The organism is Actinomadura logoneensis, assembly GCF_003428695.1.
Taxonomy (GTDB): domain Bacteria; phylum Actinomycetota; class Actinomycetes; order Streptosporangiales; family Streptosporangiaceae; genus Spirillospora; species Spirillospora logoneensis.
This window is the reverse complement of the sequence record NZ_QURH01000329.1, coordinates 1-18,412: the sequence shown is the minus strand read 5'-3', so window position 1 is coordinate 18,412 and position 18,412 is coordinate 1. Positions and strand designations below refer to the sequence as shown.

Sequence of the window (18,412 nt, the reverse complement as noted above, 5' to 3'; positions counted from 1 at the left end):
GCCGCGGCGGCCGTCACCGCGCCGAGGCCGAGCCCGAGGGCGGTCCGGCGGACCGGCCGCCGCGCCGGCGCGGACACCGCCACCTCCCGGTCGCGCAGGACGGACGGGTCGGGCCGCCGTTCGTAGGCGGCGTCGGCGAGCTCGTCCACCGCCGGCCTCAGTGCGTTGATCACTGCGTTGACCTGGTCGTTCTTCACGGCTTCTCCGTACTGACTCGGGGACGGACGACCGGTTCGGACTTCCCTCGCCGGGCGGCTCCCTCGCCGCCCTTCCCAGCGCTCCCGGCCTTTTCGGCAGGCCCGGCTTTCCGGGCTGGCTCGGCGTTCCCGGCAGGCCCGGCGTTCCCGGCAGGCCCGGCGTTCCCGGAGGGTCGCTCGGGCACGGCGGACGCGTCGGCGGTGGACGTGTCGAGGGCTCTGGCCAGGCGCCGGCGTCCGCGGTGCAGCCGGACCAGGAAGGCGGCCCGGGAGCACCCGGCGACGCGGGCCGCCTCGGCCGGGTCGAGGCCGTGCCACGCGGTCAGCGTGACGGCCTCGGCCTCCTTGGCCGAGAGCGCGGCCAGCGCGGCGAGCGCCTGGTCGCGGGCGATGACGCCGTCGGCGGTGTCCCGCTCCGCGTGCGCGGGACCGGTCAGGGCGGCCACCCGGTCGACCAGCCGCCGGGCGTGGTCGGTCGAGCCGTGCGCCTGGCGGACGAGGTTCCGGGCCACGCCGAGCAGCCACGGCAGCGCCCGCTCGGGGATCTCGTCGGCCTTGCGCCACGCGACCGCGAACACCTCGCCGGTGACGTCCTCCGCCGCGTGGCGCTCGACGCGCAGCGCGACGTAGCCGAACACGCTCCGGTAGTGCGTTTCGTAGAGGCGGGTGAACCTGGCTTCGCGCTCGTCCACGCCACCTCCTCTCTCCTCGGTGCCGTAACGCCGAGAAGTCGGAGAAGACGGGCCAGGATTACGTCAGGTCACCAAAGACATCTTGCGCCGCGCCGGGCGGAGCCGATTTCCTCAGACGGGTGCAGACAGAACAAACGGCCACACCGGGGGACACCGCTCCCGACCATGGCGCACGCCGCGCCGTCACCGTCTTCCCCGTCCTGGTGCTGCTCGCGGGCGGGCTCGGGCTGCTCATGCCGGACACCCTGCGCGGCGGGAAGGAGGCGGTGCCGTACCTGCTGGGCGTCGTGATGTTCTGCATGGGCCTGACCATGACCGGGCAGGACTTCCGGGGCGTCGTGCGGCGGCCGTGGGCGGTGGGCATCGGGCTGGTCGCGCACTACGTGATCATGCCGGGGCTGGGCTGGCTGATCGCGAACGCGCTCGGGCTGTCGCCCCAGCTCGCGGCCGGGGTGATCCTGGTCGGCTGCGCACCGAGCGGGACGGCGTCCAACGTCGTGGCGTACCTCGCGCGCGGGGACGTCGCGCTCGCCGTGTCGATCGGCACCGTCTCCACGCTGCTCGCACCGCTGCTCACCCCGGCGCTGACGCTGCTGCTGGCGGGCGAGTTCCTGCCGGTGCACGCCGAGTCGATGGTGACCGACATCCTCAAGACCGTGCTGGTGCCGGTGGCGGCCGGGTTCGTGCTGCGGACGGCCGCGAACCGGCTGGTCGTGCGGCTCACCCCCGTCCTGCCGTGGGTGTCGGTCGCGGCGATCGGGGTGATCGTGGCGATCGTGGTGGCGGGCAGCGCGAAGGCGATCACCTCGGCGGCGGGCGTGGTGTTCCTCGCGGTCGTCCTGCACAACGGGTTCGGGCTGCTGCTCGGCTACCTGGCCGGACGCGCCGGACGGCTCGGCGAGCGCGGCAGCCGGGCGCTGACGTTCGAGGTCGGGATGCAGAACTCCGGACTCGCGGCGGCGCTGGCGACCGCGCACTTCAGCCCGCTTGCGGCGCTCCCGGCGGCGATCTTCTCGGTATGGCACAACGTCACCGGCGCGCTGACCGCCGCCTGGTTCTCGCGCCGCCCCGCCGACGACTGACCCGCGCCCGCGACCAGCGCCCGTCCCGCGTCCGATCCGCATTGGCCCCGCGTACGGCCCGCGTCCGCGACCGGCGTCCGGCCCGCGTCCGGCCCGCGTCCGGCTAGAGGGCGAGCCGGCGGGCGGCGCGGGCCGCGGGTTCACGGATTCGCGGATTCGCGGATTCGCGGGCACGAAGGGTGCTCGTGGGGTCACCATGAGTCCATGGACACTCGCGAACGGGGCGACCGGCGGTGAGCGTCAAGGCGTTCCCGCTGATGCGCGGCTTCGACACCATCAACGTGAGCACGGATCTGGAGCCGATGGCGGCGATGCGCGACGCCGACCTCGGCGAGCGGATCCGCGCCTTCCCCAAGATGCTGCCCGGCGGTTCGCCGGACTTCGGCAGCGCCGAGCAGGTCGGCGACCGGTGGACGGTGCTGTGCAGCGGCGCGGGCGACCCGTGCTCGGCGCGCGTCGACCTGGCCGCCACGCTGCGGAAGGCTGCGGGCGCGGTGGACGGTCCGACGGCGCGCGGGGTGCGGCGCGAGACCGACCCGACGACCGCGCGGTCGATGCTGGAGGTGGCGGACCGGCTCGATCCGGAGGACGGGGAGCCGTCGGCGAAGGACGAGTGGGAGATCGGCGACCGCCGCTACCGGGTCATCCGGATCGAGAAGTTCGTCCTGATCAACTCGGGCGGCATGGAGCCGCCGCGGTCCAGCGACGCCGAGCCGCCGGAGGAGCCGTCGCTGCTGCGCGGGCATCCGATCGACCCGTGCGCGCCGGTCGGGTTCTGGGAGGCGCAGATGCGGCTGAACCTGGCCGGGTTCGGGCCGATCCCGGGGACGATGCCGGAGCAGGTGGAGGCGGAGGCGCGGCTCGCCTGCCGCACCCATCCGGGCATCGTGATGCTGCCGCCGACCTACTCGGTCGTGGAGGTCACGCCCGAGGGCGGCTGGGAGCCGCTGACCGGCGGGCACGGCCCGGACAGCGCCAAGGAGCGGCTGAGCGGGCACTTCACCCAGCTGCTGCCGATGCTGCGCGAGTTCCAGGGCGATCCGGCGTCCGGGGAGGAGCTGGCCGACTGGGCGGCCGCCGCGGCGGAGATCGACGCCGCTCCCGGACCCGAGTGGAACGTCACGATCTGCGGTGAGCCGCGGCGCTTCCGGATCGTCCGCATCGGCCGGATGATCCGCGTCGGACGGGACGGCCCCGAGCCGCCGCGGCCGTCCGACCAGGAGCGGTACGGCTGCTGACGGACCGGTGGCGCCGCCGCGCGCGGCGGTCGGCGCCACCCCTTCCGTGCCGGCCCGGACGGGGTCGGGCCGGCACGGTCCAGCACAGGCCCGATTTCCACTTCACGGCAGGCCCGAGAGGGTCACGGCAGGGCCGAGGGGTTCACCAGAGGTCGGCGAGGTCGACGGCCGCGGCCATGAGGCGGGCGCCCTCGTCGTTGAGGTGCATGCCGTCGCCGGCGTCGAGGTCGGTGCGGATGTAGCCGGGGGCGTCCGGGTCCTCGACGGCGCGGGCCACGTCGAAGACGCCGTCGAACGCGTCCGACGAGCGGATCCACTCGTTGACCGCCAGCCGCAGGGCCAGTCCCTCGGGGGTGCTGACGCCCTCGTAGATCGCGCCCGCGAACGGGCCGACCGTCGCGACGAGCGCGCGCAGCCCGGCGGCGTGGATCCGCGTCGCGAGCTCGGTGAAGCCGGCGATGAGGTCCTGCGCGGTGGGCATCGGCTGGCCGTATCCGCCGGGCAGGCCGAGGTCGTTGATGCCGAGGTGGACCAGGACGTGCGTCGCGCCCGGCACCGCCAGCGCGTCGCGCTCCAGCCGGGACAGGGCGTGCTCGCCGTGCACGTCGGTCAGCAGCCGGTTGCCGGAGATGCCGAGGTTGACGACCCAGCCGCGGTCGAGCCGCTCGTTCAGGGCGTCCACGGAGCGGCGGTTGGCGCCGACCGTCGTGCCCGTCCCCTCGAACCAGGAGTCGCCGAACGCGACGGCGACGGGCGTGCCCTCCGGCGCGAGGACGTCCACGCCGGACACGAAGACGCGGGTCTCGAAGGTCTCGGGGCCGTCCAGCGCGGTCGCGGCGGTCTGGTCCCCGGGCGCGGCGTACGCGCGCTCCATCGGCAGGTGGGAGTAGGTCGCGAGACCGGTGTCGCCCGGCAGGTAGAGGCTGAGTGACAGCAGGCCGCCCGCGTGGACGGCGAGCGGGACCTCGTCGCTGACCACCTCGGCGCCGGGCTCGATCGTGACCTCGGTCCGGTCGTCGAACCGCAGCTCGTGGTCGGTCTCCGGGACGATCGCGTCGTCCTTGGCCTGGATCGCGACGCGGGCCGCGCCGATCCGCAGCGGCTCGCGGCCGTACCGGTTGGTCAGCCGGACCCGGATCCGCTCGCCGCCGCCCGCCAGCAGCAGCGGCTCGCGGACGGTCCGGTCGGTGAAGCCCCTCGGCTCGACGAGCTTGTACTCCTCGTAGGGGCTGAGCACGGCGGTGCGGAAGCCCGCGAGCCACTGCTGCGACATGTGCGCCTCGTCTCTCTCGTCCCGAAAGTCGATCTTGCGAACCCCGGGCGGACCGCGCTGATTCCCGGTTGGCCGCCCCCGGCCGGTGGAAGATGCGCGAGTTCCATGACCTCCCGCGTAATCGCCGCGCGGCGGGGGCGGGCGGCAGGCTCGTGGTCATCAGCGGAACAGCGGCTCGCGGCAGCGGGACGGCGTCCCGCACCGGCACCGACACCACTTCGCAGGAGCGCGACATGACCGCCGTCTCGGCACCGCAAGCGGCACCCGTCCGGGTGGCCGCGGCTCCCGGCTGGGGGACCCTGCTGGTCCTGCTCACCGGGATCTTCGTCACCAGCCTCGACTTCTTCATCGTCAACGTGGCCATCCCGGCCACCCAGCGGGACCTGCACGCGACCGCGTCGCAGATCCAGTTCGTCGTCGCCGGGTTCGGCGTCGCGCTCGCCGCCGGGCTGATCACCGCCGGACGGCTCGGCGACCTCTACGGCCGCCGCCGGATGTACGCCATCGGCCTGGCGGTGTTCACCCTCGCCTCGGCGGCGTGCGCGGAGGCGTCGACCGCCGGGATGCTGATCGGCGCGCGGGTCGCGCAGGGCGTCGGCGCCGCGATCCTGATGCCGCAGGTGCTCGGCATCGTCAACACCGTCTACACCGGGCCGGCGCGCGCCAGGGCGTTCAACGCCTACGGGATCGCGATGGGCTTCGGCGGGGTGTTCGGGCAGCTCATCGGCGGTGTGCTCATCAAGGCGGACATCGCCGGGATGGGCTGGCGCGCGATCTTCTGGATCAACGTCCCGGTCGGCGCGGCGGCGCTCGCGCTGATCCCGCGGCTCGTCCCGGAGTCCCGCGCGAACGGCGCGTCCCGGCTCGACCCGGTCGGCACCGTGCTCGCCTCGCTCGGCCTGGTCGCCATCGTGTACCCGCTCGTCCAGGGCAGCGCGCAGGACTGGCCGATGTGGACCTGGGAGTGCCTCGGCGCCGCCGCCGTCCTGCTCGCCGCCTTCGCCCTCCACCAGCGCCGCGCCGCCGCCCCGCTCGTCGCCCCCGCCCTGTTCCGGCACCGGTCGTTCGCGGCGGGCGCGGTCGTCGCGCTGCTGCACAGCATGACCATGGGCTCGTTCTTCCTGATCCTCGCCCTCTACCTGCAGGTCGGACGCGGGCTGTCGGCGCTGGAGTCCGGCCTGATCTTCCTGCCGCTGGGCATCGGCTACTTCGTCTCCTCGGCGCGGGCGGCGGGCGTCGCCGAACGGCTCGGCCGGCAGACCGTCGCGCTCGGCGCGCTGGCCATGGCGCTCGGCCTCGGCGTCCTCGCGGTCACCGCCGCCGACCTCGGGCAGGACGGCGCGGTCGCCTGGATCATCCCCGGCCTGGTGGCCGCGGGCGCCGGGATGGGCCTGGTCATGGCCCCGCTGCCGGCGCTGGTGCTGAGCCGGGTGGACGCCGAGCACGCGGGCGCCGCGTCCGGTGTGCTGAGCACCGCGCAGCAGGCGGGCGGCGCGATCGGCGTCGCGCTCGTCGGGGTCGTCTTCTACGGGGTGCACGGCGGCGTCCCGCACGCCTTCTCCGCCGGGCTGGTCTTCCTGCTGGTCCTGGACGTGCTGGTCGCTGCGCTGGTGCAGGCGCTCCCGAAAGCCCGCTGAAGCCGACACGACGAAGAGAGCCCGACACGCCAAAGAGAGAAAGGCCCCGCCGGTTCCTCCGGCGGGGCCTTTCCTCACGCGTCCAGGACGACCCCGGCCAGCACGAACACGCTCACCAGGGCGGCCGGTTCCAGCACCTGCGGACGGTCCAGGTGGGCCGCCGGCCGTTCCCGTGTCGGCTCCGACAGGGCGGCTTCGTGGTGCAGTTCGTCCACCGCGCGCAGCAGACTCGGCCTCCTGCCGCCGCCAGCCCGGATGGTCCGGGCCGCACCGCACGGCGGCGATCCCGGCGAGGGTGATCCCGACGGCGCGCCCGAGCCGGACGTGGTGCTCCCATTCGCCGCACGTGTCGGCGAGATGCGCGATCCGCAGGATGGCCGGCTCGCGTTCGCGCACGGGCAGCCCGCCGTGCGTCGCGCGCAGCGGCAGCGGCACGAGCTCGCCGACGTCCAGCTCTCTCACGCCGGCTCCCCGGCCGAGGGCACGGCGGGCTCCTCGGCGGGCGCGGGGACGTCCACCGCAGGGGCGGGGAAACGGTCCGCGGGCGCGGTGAAGTCGTCCAGCCGGGCGAGGAGTTCGTGCTCGTGCGGGGTGCCGTCGCCGTTGAGCTCGCGGTAGACCGCGCCGACGTTGAGCAGCAGCCGTTCGGAGTCGCGCAGGTGCTCGAAGCCGGACAGGTCCATCGACCGGACGGCGTCGGCGAGCGGCACTCCCGCCTCGTGGCACCGGACGGCGTGGTCGCGCAGCCGCACCAGGTACTCGCGGAACCGCCGTACCTCCGGCTTGCCGACGATCGGCCCGTGGCCCGGCACGATCGCGTCGGCGTCGAGGGAGACGATCAGGTCGCACGCGTCGATCCAGCGTCCGACCGGACCGGTGTGCACGACCGGGTGCCCGCCGGCGAACAGGATGTCCCCGGTGAACAGCACGCGCGCGTCCGGGACGTGGACCAGCACGTCGCCGGGGGTGTGCGCCGGGCCGACCTCGATCAGCCGGACGGTCCGCTCCCCCACCCCGAGTTCGAGCTCGCCGCTGAACGTCCGGTTCGGCGGGGCCGGGACGACGCCGCCGAGGTCGAACGCCGTGACCATGCGGGCCAGGACGCGCGGCAGCGCCTCCACCGGCGGCGCGAGGAGCAGTTCGCGCGTCCTGTCGCCGCGCATCACGGCGGCGGCGGCCTCCGAGGCGACGATCTCCACGTCCGGGTCCGCCTCGGCCAGGAGCCGGTTGCCCCACCAGTGGTCGCCGTCGCTGTGCGTGTTGACCACCGTCCGGACGCGGACGTCCGGGAGGGCGCGCGCGATCTCGCCGAGCATGGCGCGGGTGAGCGGGTGGTCGAACAGCGTGTCCACCAGCAGCGCGTCACCGCCCGACACCACGAGGCCGGCGTTGCTCCAGCCCCACGAGCCGTCCGGCTGGAGGTAGGCGTGCGTGCCCGCGGCGAGCTCGTGGAGCCCCCGGCGGTAGGGAACGGTCATGTCCACCCCTCGCCTTCATGTACTCGAGTACGTCGGCGGCGCGTCCGTCCCGGAGGCGTTCCGGACGGCCTTCGAACGCGCCGCCGCGGAGGGCGGGCTCCGTCCGGGGGTCTCCCCCGACGTCGCCGCCGAACTGCTCTTCGACTCCTACATCGGCACCCTGTCGCGCTGGCTGGCCGCCGGCGCCGCCTTCCCGCTCGCCGAGACGCTGGAGAAGCGCCTCCACGCCCTGCTGACCGGCCTCGCCCATCCGGACACCGTCCCGTCCTGAGCCGACCACTCCTCGCGGAGAGCGCCCGTCCGCACAGCGACCGTCCGTACAGCGCCCGTCCGCACAGCGCCCGTCCGCACGGCGCCCGTCCGTACAGCGACCGTCCGCACGGCGCCCGTCCGATCGTCCGGTCAGAGGTCGGGGTCGTCGCCGATGACCTTGCCCGGATTGAACAGGCCGAGCGGGTCGAGGGCGTCCTTGACGGCCTTCTGCATGGCGCGGGCGCCGAGCGGGAGCTCGCGCTGCATGCCGCGCCGCTTGAGCAGGCCGACGCCGTGCTCGCCGGTCACCGTGCCGCCGAGTTCGATCGCGGCGGTCAGAAGCTCCTCGAACGCGGCCTGGGCGGCCTGGCGGGCGGCGTCGTCGCCGGGCGGGGTGACCAGCAGCGGATGCAGGTTCCCGTCCCCCGCGTGCGCGATCGTCGCGATCCGCACGCCGTGCCGGCGGCCGATCCGCTCGGTGCGCTCCAGCATCTCCGGGACGCGCGACCGCGGCACGCAGACGTCCTCGGTGAGCAGCGGCCCGAGGCGTTCCAGCGCCGGATAGGCCAGCTTCCGCGCCTGGAACAGCGCCTCCGCCTCCACCGGATCGGTGGACTGCTCGGCCCAGGCCGCGCCGCCGTCGCGGAACGCCGCCGCGACCGCCGCCGCCTCCTCGTCGCCGGACGTACCGGGCGTGTCGACGCTCGCCAGCAGCAGCGCCTCGGCGGACGGGTCGAGCCCGAGGTGCTTCCAGTCCTCGACCGCCGCCAGGGCGAACCGGTCGAGCAGCTCCAGCGCGGCCGGGACGAGCCCGCGCGCGGTGAGCCCGGCGACGGCGCGTCCGGCGGCCACCACGTCGTCGAACGCGCCGACGACCGTGCGCGGCGCGTCCCGCCGGGCCGGGCGCAGCCGCAGCGTCACCTCGGTGACCACGCCGAGCGTGCCCTCCGAACCGACGAACAGGCCGGTCAGGTCGTATCCGGCGACGCCCTTGGTGGTCCGGCGGCCGAGCCGCACCCGGCTGCCGTACGCGCCGCCCGGCCCGCCGACGACGGCCTCCATCCCGAGCACGTAGTCGCGGGTCACGCCGTACTTCAGGCAGCACAGGCCGCCCGCGTTGGTGGCGACGTTCCCGCCGATCGTGGACCACGGCGCGCTCGCCGGGTCGGGCGGGTACCAGAGGCCGTGCTCGGCGACGGCCGCCTTCAGGTCGTCGTTCACCACCCCCGGCTGGACGACCGCGACCATGTTCTCGGCGTCGATCTCGACGACCCGGTCCAGCCTCGACACGTCCAGGACCAGGCAGCCGTCCACGGCGTTCGCGCCGCCCGACAGCCCGGTGCCCGCGCCGCGCGGCACCACCGGGACGCCCAGCTCGGCGCACGCGGCCACGGCCCGCGAGACCTCCTCGGCCGACGACGCGCGCAGCGCCGCGAGCGCCTTGCCCGCGGGCGCCCACTCCGCCTCGTCGTGCCCGAGGCCCACCAGCACGTCGGCGTCGGTGACCAGATCGGCGCCGGGCAGCGCCCGGACCAGCCGCTCCACGGACACGGCCCACCTCGCTCTCCTGTCGTTCCCGGGCGCGCCGACCGCGGCCCACCGGGTCGGACGCCCACGCTACCGGTCACGCTCGGCGACCACCCTCGCCTCGCCGACCACATCACCGCACCTCACAAGCACATCCGCACGCGCCTCCAGCACCGGCGGCGCGGCGCGGAGCCCGATGCGCACGGTGAACTCGCCGGGTTCCGGCGGTCACGCGCGCGGCGCCGTCCAGTGGCTACGGTGGCCGGATGGACGAGCGCGCGGTGGTACTGGACCTCACCCGGACGGCGTCGCCCCCGCTGGTGCCGGAGGTCCGGCTGAGGCTCGCCGAGGAGCCGTTCGCCGCCTGGACCGCCGCCCGTTCCGAGGACCCGCCGTACTGGGCGTTCGCCTGGGCGGGCGGGCAGGCGCTCGCCCGCTACGTCCTCGACCGTCCGGACATCGTGGCCGGACGCCGCGTCGCCGACGTCGCCAGCGGCTCCGGCCTGGTCGCCATCGCGGCATGCCTGGCGGGCGCGCGGCACGTGACCGCGTACGACGTGGACCCGCTGTCCCTGTCGGCCATCGTCGAGAACGCGGCGTTGAACGACGTGGAACTGGAGGCCGTCCGCTCCGACGTGGCGGCGAGCCCGCCGGACGCGGCGGACGTCGTGCTCGCGGGCGACGTCTGCTACGACCCCGACATGGCTCCGCCGATGCTCGCCGCGCTCCGCGCCTGCGCCGAACGCGGCGCGACGGTCCTGGTCGGCGACCCGCGCCGCGCCTATTTCCCGCGTGACCTCCACGCCGAGGCCGAGTACGACGTCCCGAGCACCGGCAACGTCGAGGAACGCGACTTGACCCGCACGGCCGTCTTCCGCCTCCACACCTCCTAGGAGGCGGTCAGGGTGCCGCGGCCGAGGGTCGCGAGTTCGTCGGCGCGTTCGTTGCCCGGGTCGCCCGCGTGTCCCTTCACCCAGAACCACTCGACCTGGTGGCGGCGCACCGCCTCGTCGAGCCTGCGCCACAGGTCGGCGTTCTTGACCGGCTTGCGGCCGGCGGTCTGCCAGCCGTTGCGCTTCCAGGAGTTCATCCACTGCGTGATGCCCTGGCGGACGTACTGGCTGTCGGTGTGCAGCAGCACGCGGGACGGCCGCCGCAGGTGCTCCAGGGCCTCGATCGCGGCCGTCAGCTCCATGCGGTTGTTGGTGGTGTCGGGCTCGCCGCCGTGCAGTTCCCTGAGGTGCGGGCCGTAGCGCAGCACCGCGCCCCAGCCGCCCGCGCCCGGGTTGGGGCTGCAGCCGCCGTCGGTATGGATGATCACGGGTTCGGACAACTCGGCTCCAGCGGACGGGCGATCGACGCCCGCCAGCCTACCCCGGTCACGGCTTAGGATGTGCGTAGACCATCTGCGCGGAGGCGACATGGATCCCGACGACAGCCCCGGCTACCTGCTGTGGCGTGCCACGCTGCGCTGGCAGCGGCAGATCACCGCGACGCTGGCCCCCTTCTCGCTGACGCACGTCCAGTTCGTGCTGCTCGCGAGCCTGTGGTGGCTGGACCGCGAGGGCGTGCTCCCGAACCAGCTCACCCTCGCCCAGCACGCCGACACCGACGTGAAGATGACCTCGCAGGTCCTGCGGCGGCTGGAGGACAAGGGGCTGCTCGTCCGCGAGACCGACGCCGCCGACACGCGCGCCAAGCGGCTGCGCATCACCGGGCGGGGACGCGAGCTCGCCGAGGCGGCGATCACCGCCGTCGAGGCGGCCGACACGGCCTTCTTCTCCGCCGCCCCCGACCGGGACGCCCTGCTCGCCACGCTGCGCCCCCTCGCCGCCCCCCGCGACTGACACCCCACCGGCGCGGCGGTGAGGGGTTCATCGTTCCGGGTCGGGGGTGCGGGTCAGGGCGTGGACGGGTTGGCGGCGCGGCCTTCGGTGCTGAGCAGGACGACCGTGTCCTGCGAAGGCAGGCGGGGCAGTGCGGCGCGGAGGCCGGCGAGGGACGCGGCGCCGCACGGCCCGGCGTCGACACCCAGCTCCGCCAGGTCGCGGACCGCGCGGGCGGCCTCGGCGTCGGAGACCGCGACGGCGGCGTCCACCCCGGCGCGCAGGAGGGGCCAGGCGGTCTCGGACGGCGTGGTGCAGTTGAGCCCCGCCATGATCGTCCGTCCGGGCGGGGTGCTCGTGCGGCGGCCCGCGCGGAGCGAGGCGAGCAGGCTCGCGGCCGTGGCCGGCTCGACCGCGAGCAGCGTCGGCCGCCGTCCCGCCGGACCGCTGCGGTAGTGCGTCACGGCCGCCTGCGCGAGCGACCCGACGCCGACCGGGACCGCGACGAGCCCCGGCGTCCCGCCGAGCCGTTCGTCGATCTCGGTGAACAGCGTCGTGTAGCCCTCGCAGATCCAGTTCGGGACGTCCGTGTATCCGGGCAGGCCCATGTCCTGGACGAGCAGCCCGCCGGACGCCGCGGCGCGCCGGACGGCCTCGTCGTACGGGACGTCGAGCGCCGTGACCTCCGCGCCCTCGCCTTCGATCGCCGCGCGCGCGGACGGGTGCACGCCCGCGGCGACCAGCACGCGCGCGGGCACGCCGTACCACCGCGCCACGCGCGCGACCGCGCGGCCGTGGTTGCCGTCGGTCGCGGTGACGAGCGTGACGGGTCCGTGTCCGGCGACCGCCGCCCGCACGTCGTCCGGCGTCGCGCCGGCGGGCAGCCCGTAGTGGACGGCCAGCGCGCGGTGCACGCCCCACGACGCGCCGAGGATCTTGAAGGCCGGGAGTCCGAGCCGGGACGACTCGTCCTTCACCAGCAGCCGTCCGACACCGAGCTCGGCGGCCAGGCCGGGCAGTTCGACCAGCGGCGTCGGCTCGTATCCGGGCAGCGCGGCGTGGAAGGTGGCGACGTCCCGTGACGGCGGCTCGCACGTCCGGGAGCGCGCGGCGGGATCGGCGAACCAGTCGGACGACGCGGACGAGGCGGCGGCGTGGGGCGCGGAAGGCATGGGACGACGATCCCGCACCCGTGTTTTCCCGGTCCAGCGTCATCGCGCCCGCACCTCGCCCGACGTCCGTCCGACCACATGGCACAGGGGACTTACTCATCGGACATGGGGGTGGGACGCACTCCCGAATGGGGGTTTTCACCGATGGCGATGAGAACGCGAGGGCCGCACAGTCGAATCAAGAGCAGAGACAGGAAACAGCTCACGTCCGAGTGGAGGCGCCATGCGCCGCTCATCGTTCGCCGACCGCCCGGAGCGCGCGGTCGCGCCACGCACGCTCTCCGAACTGCTGGACACCGACGAGGACGTCCTGGGGGCCGTCCCGCGCACGCGGCGCGCGCCCCGCGCGGCGCGCACCCTCCGCAACGCCACCTGATCACGTTCCGGGCGGGCGAACTATGCTGGCCCGGTGCGCGCTGAACGGGATCCGAAGGCCGAGGACGCCCCCGCGACCGGCCGGAGGAGCGCCCCCGCGGCGGAGCGCCCCGCCGCGGCGGGCCACGCCGGCGAGGACGACGCGGCGGACGGCCGCGCCGCTTCCGCGTCCCGGCGCGAGTACCGCATCGCCGAGCTGGCGGAGGCCGTCGGACTGCCGGTCCGGACGCTCCGCTACTACCAGGAGCGCAAGCTGCTGCCGCCGCCGCGCCGCAGCGGCCGGATCGGGCTGTACTCCGAGGAGCACCTCGCCCGGCTCCGCGTGATCGGCGGCCTGCTGGAGCGCGGGCACACGCTGGAGGGCATCCGGGAGCTGCTGTCGGCGTGGGAGCAGGGCCGCGACATCCGCAGCGTCCTCGGGATCGAGCGGGCCGTCACCGGTCCGTGGTCGCACGAGGAGCCGGTGACGATGAGCTACGCCGACCTGTGCGCGCTGTTCCCCGGCCAGGTCACCCGCGAGCGGCTGGAGGCGGTCGCCGCGGCCGGGCTGCTGGAGGTGGACGGCGACCGGATCACGCACTGGAGCCGCCGCCACCTGGAGGCGACGGCCGCGTTCGTCCGGGCCGGCGTGCCGGTGGAGGAGGTGCTCGCCGCCGGGATCGAGCTGCGCCGGCGGCTCGACGAGATGGCGGCCCTGTTCGTCCGGCTGGCCTCGCAGTACGTGGTGGGCGGTCCGGCCGGTCGGGATCCGGACGGGCTCGTCGAGACCATCGCCCGGCTGCGGCCCGGCGCGCAGGTCACGGTGGAGGCGGGTTTCGCCGCGGCGATGGACCGGCAGGTACGGGCGGAGATCGACCGCGTGCTGGGCAGCATCGCGACAAATACGGATTGACTGCCATTTACCACCGATATCAAACCGTTACCCCGTTTCCTCATCATGCGATGACAGAAGGTCCATAGCGTGACGGCTGTGACACGACGCCTCCCACGACTCCTCACCACCGCGCTCCTCGCGACCGCGCTCACCTCCACCGCCGGTGCCGCCCAGGCCGCTCCCGCGCGAGGCGTCCGGACCGCCGCCACCGACGTCTCGGCCGCCGCCGCCGTCTGCACCTCCACGGCCGCGCCCGGGACCGCCAAGCGGGTCGGCGCCGCCATCACCGCCGCCCTGCGCGGGCGCTCCGGCGCCGAGTCCGTCGCCGTCTACGACGCCAAGCGCAAGCTGTGGTGCGGGGTCGGGCCCGGCACCCGCTACGACTCGGCGAGCACCGTCAAGGCGACGATCCTCGGCGCGCTGCTGCGCAAGGTGCTGGACGAGCGGCGCGCCATGACGTCCTCGGAGCTCTCGCTCGCCAAGAGCATGATCACCAAGTCGGACAACACCGCCGCGACCAAGCTCTGGAACCACGTCGGCCGCGCCCGCATGCAGCGCTTCCTGGCGCAGGCGGGGATGACCCACACCACGCTCGGGTCCGGCGGCTACTGGGGCCTCACCCAGATCACCGCGCGCGACGAGATCGTCCTGCTGCGCAAGTTCAACGAGCCCAACAAGCTGCTCACCGACAAGGCCCGCAACTACGCGCTCGCGCTGATGCACCAGGTCATCCCGTCGCAGCGCTGGGGCACCCCGGCGGGCACGCCGTCCGGCATCACCTGGCACGTCAAGAACGGCTGGCTGCCGCGGCACAACAAGTACTGGCGCGTGCACAGCATCGGCGCGTTCTCCGGGCGCGGCCAGTCCTACACGATCGTGGTGCTCACCCGCGACACCCCGTCCATGGCCTACGGCGTCGCGACGATCGAACGCGTCGCGCGCGCCGTCCACCACGGGCTGAACCCGGACCTGCGCGGCATGTCCACGCAGTCCGTGCCCGGCATCCCGTGGGAGCGCTCGGACGGCTCGGTCCCGCCGAACGTCTGATCCGCGACGCGGGAGGACGTCCCGTCCTGGCAGAACCGTCCGCAGGGGCACCGGCTCCTGCGGACGGTCCGTTTCCGCGGCCCGACCCTCCGGGGGCCCTCGCATCGGTGGACGCGGGGCGGTTCCGGTGCGCGGGCGATCCCCGATACTGAGGGGATGGTCGACGAGGAGCGCTGGAAGGCGCGGTTCCGTGCCGCGCGGGTGAGTCTGCCGAGATGGGCGCGGGACGCGCCGCACCGCAACACCTACCGGTCGAACGCGACCGGCACGTGGGAGATCTACGTCTGGGACCGGGAGACCGGCGCGCGGCGGCAGGTCACCGACCGTCCGAACGGCACGTGGATGGGCGACGTCGACCCGTCCGGGGCGTGGGTGTGGTGGTTCGACGACACCGACGGCGACGAGTTCGGCGTGTGGAGGCGCACCCCGTTCGACGGCGGCGCGGACGCCGAGATCGCCGTCCCGGGCCTGGAGCCCGCCTACCCGTCCGGGCTCGCGCTCGGCAGCGGCGGGACGGTCCTGGTCGGACGGTCCGGCGAGCAGGGCAGCACGATCCACCGGTACCGGGACGGCGAGCTCACGCCGCTGTACGAGCACGCCGAGGACGCGCACGTCGGCGCCCTGTCCCGGGACGAGACGCTCACCGCGATCGGGCACAGCGAGCACGGCGACAGCCGCCACATGGCGATCCGGGTCGTCCGCACCGAGGACGGCTCGACCGTCGCCGAGCTCTGGGACGGCCCCGGCAAGGGCGTGTACGCCGCCGGGTTCGCCCCGGTCGCGGGCGACACCCGGCTGCTGGTCAACCACGAGCGGCGCGGTCGCGACGAGATCCTCATCTGGGACCCGGTGGGCGGCGGGCAGCGTGAGATCACCTTCGACCTGCCCGGCGAGATCGACGCCTCCTGGTTCCCGGACGGCACGGCGCTGCTGGTCACGCACTCGCACGAGGCGCGCGACGAGCTGTACCGGTACGACCTGGCGTCCGGCGCGCTGACCCCGGTCGAGACGCCGCGCGGATCGATCGGCGGCGCCGCCGCGCGTCCGGACGGCACGGTCGAGTTCGCGTGGTCGTCGGCCGCCGAGCCGCCGGTGATCCGCTCGTCGTCGGGCGCGGTGGTGCTGACCCCGGAGGGTCCGCCGGCGCCGCCGTCGGTCCCGGTCGAGGACGCCTGGGTGGACGGCCCCGGCGGCCGGATCCACGCGCTGGTCAGCCGTCCGGCCGAGGGCGAGGGCCCGTTCCCGACGGTGTTCGACGTCCACGGCGGGCCGACCGCGCAGGACGACGACTCGTTCGTGCCGACGGTCGCCGCCTGGGTGGACCACGGGTTCGCGGTCGTCCGGGTCAACTACCGGGGCTCCACCGGCTACGGCTCGGCCTGGCGGGACGCCATCGAGGGCCGCGTCGGGCTCACCGAGCTGGAGGACGTCAAGGCCGTCCGGGACTGGGCGGTCGCGTCGGGCCTCGCCGACCCGGACCGGCTGGTCCTGACCGGGGGGTCATGGGGCGGCTTCCTCACCCTGCTCGGCATCGGCACGCAGCCGGACGACTGGACCGTGGCGGTGGCCGCCGTCCCGGTCGCCGACTACGTCGCCGCGTTCGAGGACGAGATGGAGGCGCTGCAGGCGTTCGACCGGTCGCTGTTCGGCGGCTCGCCGGACGAGGTCCCGGAGAAGTACCGCGAGTCGTCCCCGATCACCTACGTCGAGGCGGTGCGCGCGCCGGTGCTCGTGCTGGCCGGGGAGAACGACCCGCGCTGCCCGATCCGGCAGATCGACAACTACCTGGCGCGGCTCGCCGAGCTGGGCCGTCCGCACGAGGTGTACCGGTACGACGCGGGGCACGGGTCGCTGGTCGTCGAGGAGCGGATCAAGCAGATGGAGGCCGAGATCGGCTTCGCCTTGAAGAACCTTTGACCGAACGCCCGTCCGCGCTTCCCTGACCGCCCGGAGCCCGCGCGGCGGCGGCGCTCCCGGCTTTCCGGAGAATCTTCCTCCGGTGGCCGGGCCGCCGCGCCCGCGCGGGCCCGGGCGGTGTTCTCGTTTGGCGCGCGGACCGTCCGGGAATCGTTCCGGCCGAATGCCGCACGGCACCCGAAGTGCCGTTCCCCCGGCGGTTCACGACGAGCCGGGAGGAACCGGTGAGAAAGCGGATCATCTATGGGCTGGCCGTCGCCGCCCTACCGGTCACGGGGATGACCGCCCACGTCCCGCCGTGGTCGCGGCCACCGCGCCCCGAGACCCGCGCGATCGGCGTGCGGGACCCGGCGGCGGAGACCCGCGTCGCCGCGCGGCGCTCGCAGATCGGCCGCCTGGTGCGGGTGATGGCGTGGCGCGGGACCCTCCCGCGGCACTCCGCGGCCCCGTTCACCCTGGGCGACCTGCCCCAACGCCTCTCGGACCTGACGTCCCGGATGGCCCGCGCCGTCCGCGGGATGCGCCTCACACAGCCGACGGCCGAACGCCTGCTGCTGGCGCACCACGTCGCCTGGCGGTCCAACGGACGCTGCAGCGACCGCGCGAACCCGTCCTGCACGTCCTTCGAGGGGCTGCTGCACGGCTCGCTGGACGACCTGTTCGCGTTCGCCCGGCTCAGCGGATGCCCGCTGACGATCTCCGGCGGCACCGAGCAGGGCCACGCGCGGGGCAGGCTCAGCCACGGCACCGGCCACAAGATCGACGTGATGCCCAACGCCTGCCTGGACGCCTTCATCCCGCGCTCGTTCCGGCATGTCGGCCTGCGCGGCGACAACGCCGAGCTCTACCGGTCCGCCGCGGGCGACGTCTTCGCGCGCGAGGCCAGCCACTGGGACATCCTCATCCCGTGACCCCACCGCGCCTCGCGCAGGGCGGGTCGTCAGGCGCCGACTGGGACGGGTCGTCGGGCGACGGGGGCACGAAGCGCCGACGGGAGGAGCCGTCAGGCGCGGACGTCGCGGATGATCCCGACCAGGTCGCGGGTCACGGACTTGAAGCCGGGCAGCCGGGACATCGAGACCATCTTGTTCACCAGCGGGACCGTCCGGTCCACGAGCAGGTAGGTCTTGCGGCAGCCCTCGGACGAGTCGTGCACCCAGTACAGGACGATCCCCATCGAGTACAGCCACAGCAGTTCGGGGAGCTCCGCGCGGAAGTCGTCGTCGATCTTCAGCGACGAGCCGTCCACGACCTCGCGGTAGAGGGCGACGGCGGCGCTGCGGGCCGACCCGGACTCGGAGCTGAACGGGTTGAGCGGGCTGTCGGGCTCGGCGGCGAACTTGAAGAACTTCCCGGCGAACTCGTGGTACGGGACCATCGTGTCGACGCGGGCGCGCAGCACGCCGCGCAGCCGGGCGGCGAAGTCGCGCTCGCGGGCGAGGACGGCGCGGCAGGCCTCCTCGTGCTCGTCCTGCAGCTGGTCGTAGTACGCCTGGAGCAGCTCTTCCTTGGAGCCGAAGTAGTAGTAGGCGTTCCCGACCGCGACCCCCGCCTCCTTGGCGATGGCGCGCATGGTCGTCGCCTCGTATCCGCGCTCCCGGAAGAGGCGGAGCGCGGTCTGGACGATCTGTGTCCGCGTCTCGGACCTGACGGCTCTGGTCTCGGTCACGCCCATCACCCTAAAGGCACGCGACGGGACTTGGCTGTTGCGTCCGTCGCGATTTTCCCCCGCCGGGACGCGACCCCCGCGCCCCGGCTCCGCCACCCCCGCGCCCCGGCTCCGCCACCTCCGCGCCCGGCTCCGCCACGACCGCCCACCGGTGCC

20 protein-coding genes are annotated in these 18,412 nt (G+C 74.5%); 11 read left to right on the top strand and 9 right to left on the bottom strand.

Annotated elements, in window-relative coordinates; genetic code table 11:
* On the bottom strand, positions 1-197 hold a 197-nt coding region (locus tag DZF91_RS21145), incomplete at its 3' end, for a hypothetical protein (RefSeq protein ID WP_147341239.1).
* The gene (locus DZF91_RS21140) at positions 194-889 is read right to left on the bottom strand and encodes an RNA polymerase sigma factor (RefSeq protein WP_117359184.1); all 696 of its coding nucleotides are present in this window, start codon (positions 887-889) and stop codon (positions 194-196) included. The genes DZF91_RS21140 and DZF91_RS21145, both read right to left, overlap by 4 nt.
* Positions 890-1,008: 119 nt before the next feature.
* On the opposite strand from DZF91_RS21140, the gene DZF91_RS21135 reads away from it, so the two are divergent.
* Positions 1,009-1,971, top strand: a complete 963-nt coding sequence (locus tag DZF91_RS21135) for a bile acid:sodium symporter family protein (protein WP_117359183.1) — start codon at positions 1,009-1,011, stop codon at positions 1,969-1,971.
* 233 nt (positions 1,972-2,204) lie between these two features.
* Positions 2,205-3,209 (top strand): DUF5954 family protein, encoded by a 1,005-nt coding sequence (locus tag DZF91_RS21130; RefSeq protein ID WP_117359182.1) that lies wholly within the window; start codon positions 2,205-2,207, stop codon positions 3,207-3,209.
* Positions 3,210-3,351: 142 nt separating this feature from the next.
* Here DZF91_RS21130 and DZF91_RS21125 read toward each other — a convergent pair whose 3' ends face one another.
* Positions 3,352-4,482: a GDSL-type esterase/lipase family protein gene (locus tag DZF91_RS21125; protein WP_117359181.1), complete on the bottom strand. Its 1,131-nt coding sequence runs from the start codon at positions 4,480-4,482 to the stop codon at positions 3,352-3,354.
* A 92-nt stretch (positions 4,483-4,574) separates the two neighbouring features.
* Here DZF91_RS21125 and DZF91_RS21120 point away from each other — a divergent pair, with 92 nt between their 5' ends.
* Positions 4,575-6,119: an MFS transporter gene (locus tag DZF91_RS21120; RefSeq protein WP_199486772.1), complete on the top strand. Its 1,545-nt coding sequence runs from the start codon at positions 4,575-4,577 to the stop codon at positions 6,117-6,119.
* Between the two features lie 74 nt (positions 6,120-6,193).
* Here the strand turns inward: DZF91_RS21120 and DZF91_RS39960 are convergent, their stop codons facing one another.
* Entirely contained in the window at positions 6,194-6,334 is a 141-nt protein-coding gene (locus DZF91_RS39960; protein WP_158587999.1) for a hypothetical protein, read from the bottom strand.
* A gap of 243 nt (positions 6,335-6,577) precedes the next feature.
* On the bottom strand, positions 6,578-7,597 hold the full coding sequence (locus DZF91_RS21115; RefSeq protein ID WP_117359187.1) for an MBL fold metallo-hydrolase: 1,020 nt from the start codon (positions 7,595-7,597) through the stop codon (positions 6,578-6,580).
* On the opposite strand from DZF91_RS21115, the gene DZF91_RS21110 reads away from it, so the two are divergent.
* A complete protein-coding gene (locus DZF91_RS21110) occupies positions 7,596-7,868 on the top strand; it encodes a hypothetical protein (protein ID WP_158587998.1) in 273 nt (90 codons plus the stop codon). The two genes, DZF91_RS21115 and DZF91_RS21110, sit on opposite strands and share 2 nt — an antisense overlap.
* Positions 7,869-7,999: 131 nt before the next feature.
* On the opposite strand, the gene DZF91_RS21105 is transcribed toward DZF91_RS21110, so the two are convergent.
* The gene (locus DZF91_RS21105; RefSeq protein WP_117359179.1) at positions 8,000-9,400 is read right to left on the bottom strand and encodes an FAD-binding oxidoreductase; all 1,401 of its coding nucleotides are present in this window, start codon (positions 9,398-9,400) and stop codon (positions 8,000-8,002) included.
* Positions 9,401-9,642: 242 nt separating this feature from the next.
* Between DZF91_RS21105 and DZF91_RS21100 the strand changes: the two genes are divergently transcribed.
* Entirely contained in the window at positions 9,643-10,269 is a 627-nt protein-coding gene (locus DZF91_RS21100; RefSeq protein WP_117359178.1) for a class I SAM-dependent methyltransferase, read from the top strand.
* On the opposite strand, the gene rnhA is transcribed toward DZF91_RS21100, so the two are convergent.
* Positions 10,266-10,709, bottom strand: coding sequence for a ribonuclease HI (gene rnhA, locus DZF91_RS21095; protein ID WP_235834455.1), 444 nt, complete (start codon positions 10,707-10,709; stop codon positions 10,266-10,268). The two genes, DZF91_RS21100 and rnhA, sit on opposite strands and share 4 nt — an antisense overlap.
* Positions 10,710-10,797: 88 nt before the next feature.
* Here rnhA and DZF91_RS21090 point away from each other — a divergent pair, with 88 nt between their 5' ends.
* Complete coding sequence (locus DZF91_RS21090) at positions 10,798-11,223, top strand: MarR family winged helix-turn-helix transcriptional regulator (protein WP_117359176.1); 426 nt, start codon at positions 10,798-10,800, stop codon at positions 11,221-11,223.
* A gap of 53 nt (positions 11,224-11,276) precedes the next feature.
* Here the strand turns inward: DZF91_RS21090 and DZF91_RS21085 are convergent, their stop codons facing one another.
* Complete coding sequence (locus tag DZF91_RS21085; protein WP_117359175.1) at positions 11,277-12,374, bottom strand: pyridoxal-phosphate dependent enzyme; 1,098 nt, start codon at positions 12,372-12,374, stop codon at positions 11,277-11,279.
* 223 nt (positions 12,375-12,597) lie between these two features.
* On the opposite strand from DZF91_RS21085, the gene DZF91_RS39955 reads away from it, so the two are divergent.
* From DZF91_RS39955 to DZF91_RS21065, 5 genes are all read left to right on the top strand, one after another.
* On the top strand, positions 12,598-12,750 hold the full coding sequence (locus tag DZF91_RS39955) for a hypothetical protein (RefSeq protein ID WP_158587997.1): 153 nt from the start codon (positions 12,598-12,600) through the stop codon (positions 12,748-12,750).
* Between the two features lie 33 nt (positions 12,751-12,783).
* Entirely contained in the window at positions 12,784-13,641 is an 858-nt protein-coding gene (locus DZF91_RS21080) for a MerR family transcriptional regulator (protein WP_235834454.1), read from the top strand.
* Positions 13,642-13,719: 78 nt separating this feature from the next.
* Complete coding sequence (locus tag DZF91_RS21075) at positions 13,720-14,670, top strand: serine hydrolase (protein WP_117359174.1); 951 nt, start codon at positions 13,720-13,722, stop codon at positions 14,668-14,670.
* 156 nt (positions 14,671-14,826) lie between these two features.
* Positions 14,827-16,587, top strand: a complete 1,761-nt coding sequence (locus tag DZF91_RS21070; protein WP_117359173.1) for a S9 family peptidase — start codon at positions 14,827-14,829, stop codon at positions 16,585-16,587.
* Positions 16,588-16,811: 224 nt separating this feature from the next.
* On the top strand, positions 16,812-17,498 hold the full coding sequence (locus DZF91_RS21065; protein ID WP_147341238.1) for a hypothetical protein: 687 nt from the start codon (positions 16,812-16,814) through the stop codon (positions 17,496-17,498).
* Between the two features lie 92 nt (positions 17,499-17,590).
* Here the strand turns inward: DZF91_RS21065 and DZF91_RS21060 are convergent, their stop codons facing one another.
* On the bottom strand, positions 17,591-18,262 hold the full coding sequence (locus DZF91_RS21060) for a TetR/AcrR family transcriptional regulator (RefSeq protein WP_117359185.1): 672 nt from the start codon (positions 18,260-18,262) through the stop codon (positions 17,591-17,593).
* Between the last annotated feature and the right edge of the window lie 150 nt (positions 18,263-18,412).

Coding starts and splice junctions, on each gene's coding strand:
- DZF91_RS21125 (WP_117359181.1), bottom strand. CDS start 4,482: ATGTCGCAGCAGTGGCTCGCGGGCTTCCGCACCGCCGTGCTCAGCCCC.
- DZF91_RS21120 (WP_199486772.1), top strand. CDS start 4,575: ATGCGCGAGTTCCATGACCTCCCGCGTAATCGCCGCGCGGCGGGGGCG.
- DZF91_RS21110 (WP_158587998.1), top strand. CDS start 7,596: ATGTCCACCCCTCGCCTTCATGTACTCGAGTACGTCGGCGGCGCGTCC.
- DZF91_RS21115 (WP_117359187.1), bottom strand. CDS start 7,597: ATGACCGTTCCCTACCGCCGGGGGCTCCACGAGCTCGCCGCGGGCACG.
- DZF91_RS21100 (WP_117359178.1), top strand. CDS start 9,643: ATGGACGAGCGCGCGGTGGTACTGGACCTCACCCGGACGGCGTCGCCC.
- DZF91_RS21090 (WP_117359176.1), top strand. CDS start 10,798: ATGGATCCCGACGACAGCCCCGGCTACCTGCTGTGGCGTGCCACGCTG.
- DZF91_RS21085 (WP_117359175.1), bottom strand. CDS start 12,374: ATGCCTTCCGCGCCCCACGCCGCCGCCTCGTCCGCGTCGTCCGACTGG.
- DZF91_RS39955 (WP_158587997.1), top strand. CDS start 12,598: ATGCGCCGCTCATCGTTCGCCGACCGCCCGGAGCGCGCGGTCGCGCCA.
- DZF91_RS21070 (WP_117359173.1), top strand. CDS start 14,827: ATGGTCGACGAGGAGCGCTGGAAGGCGCGGTTCCGTGCCGCGCGGGTG.
- DZF91_RS21060 (WP_117359185.1), bottom strand. CDS start 18,262: ATGGGCGTGACCGAGACCAGAGCCGTCAGGTCCGAGACGCGGACACAG.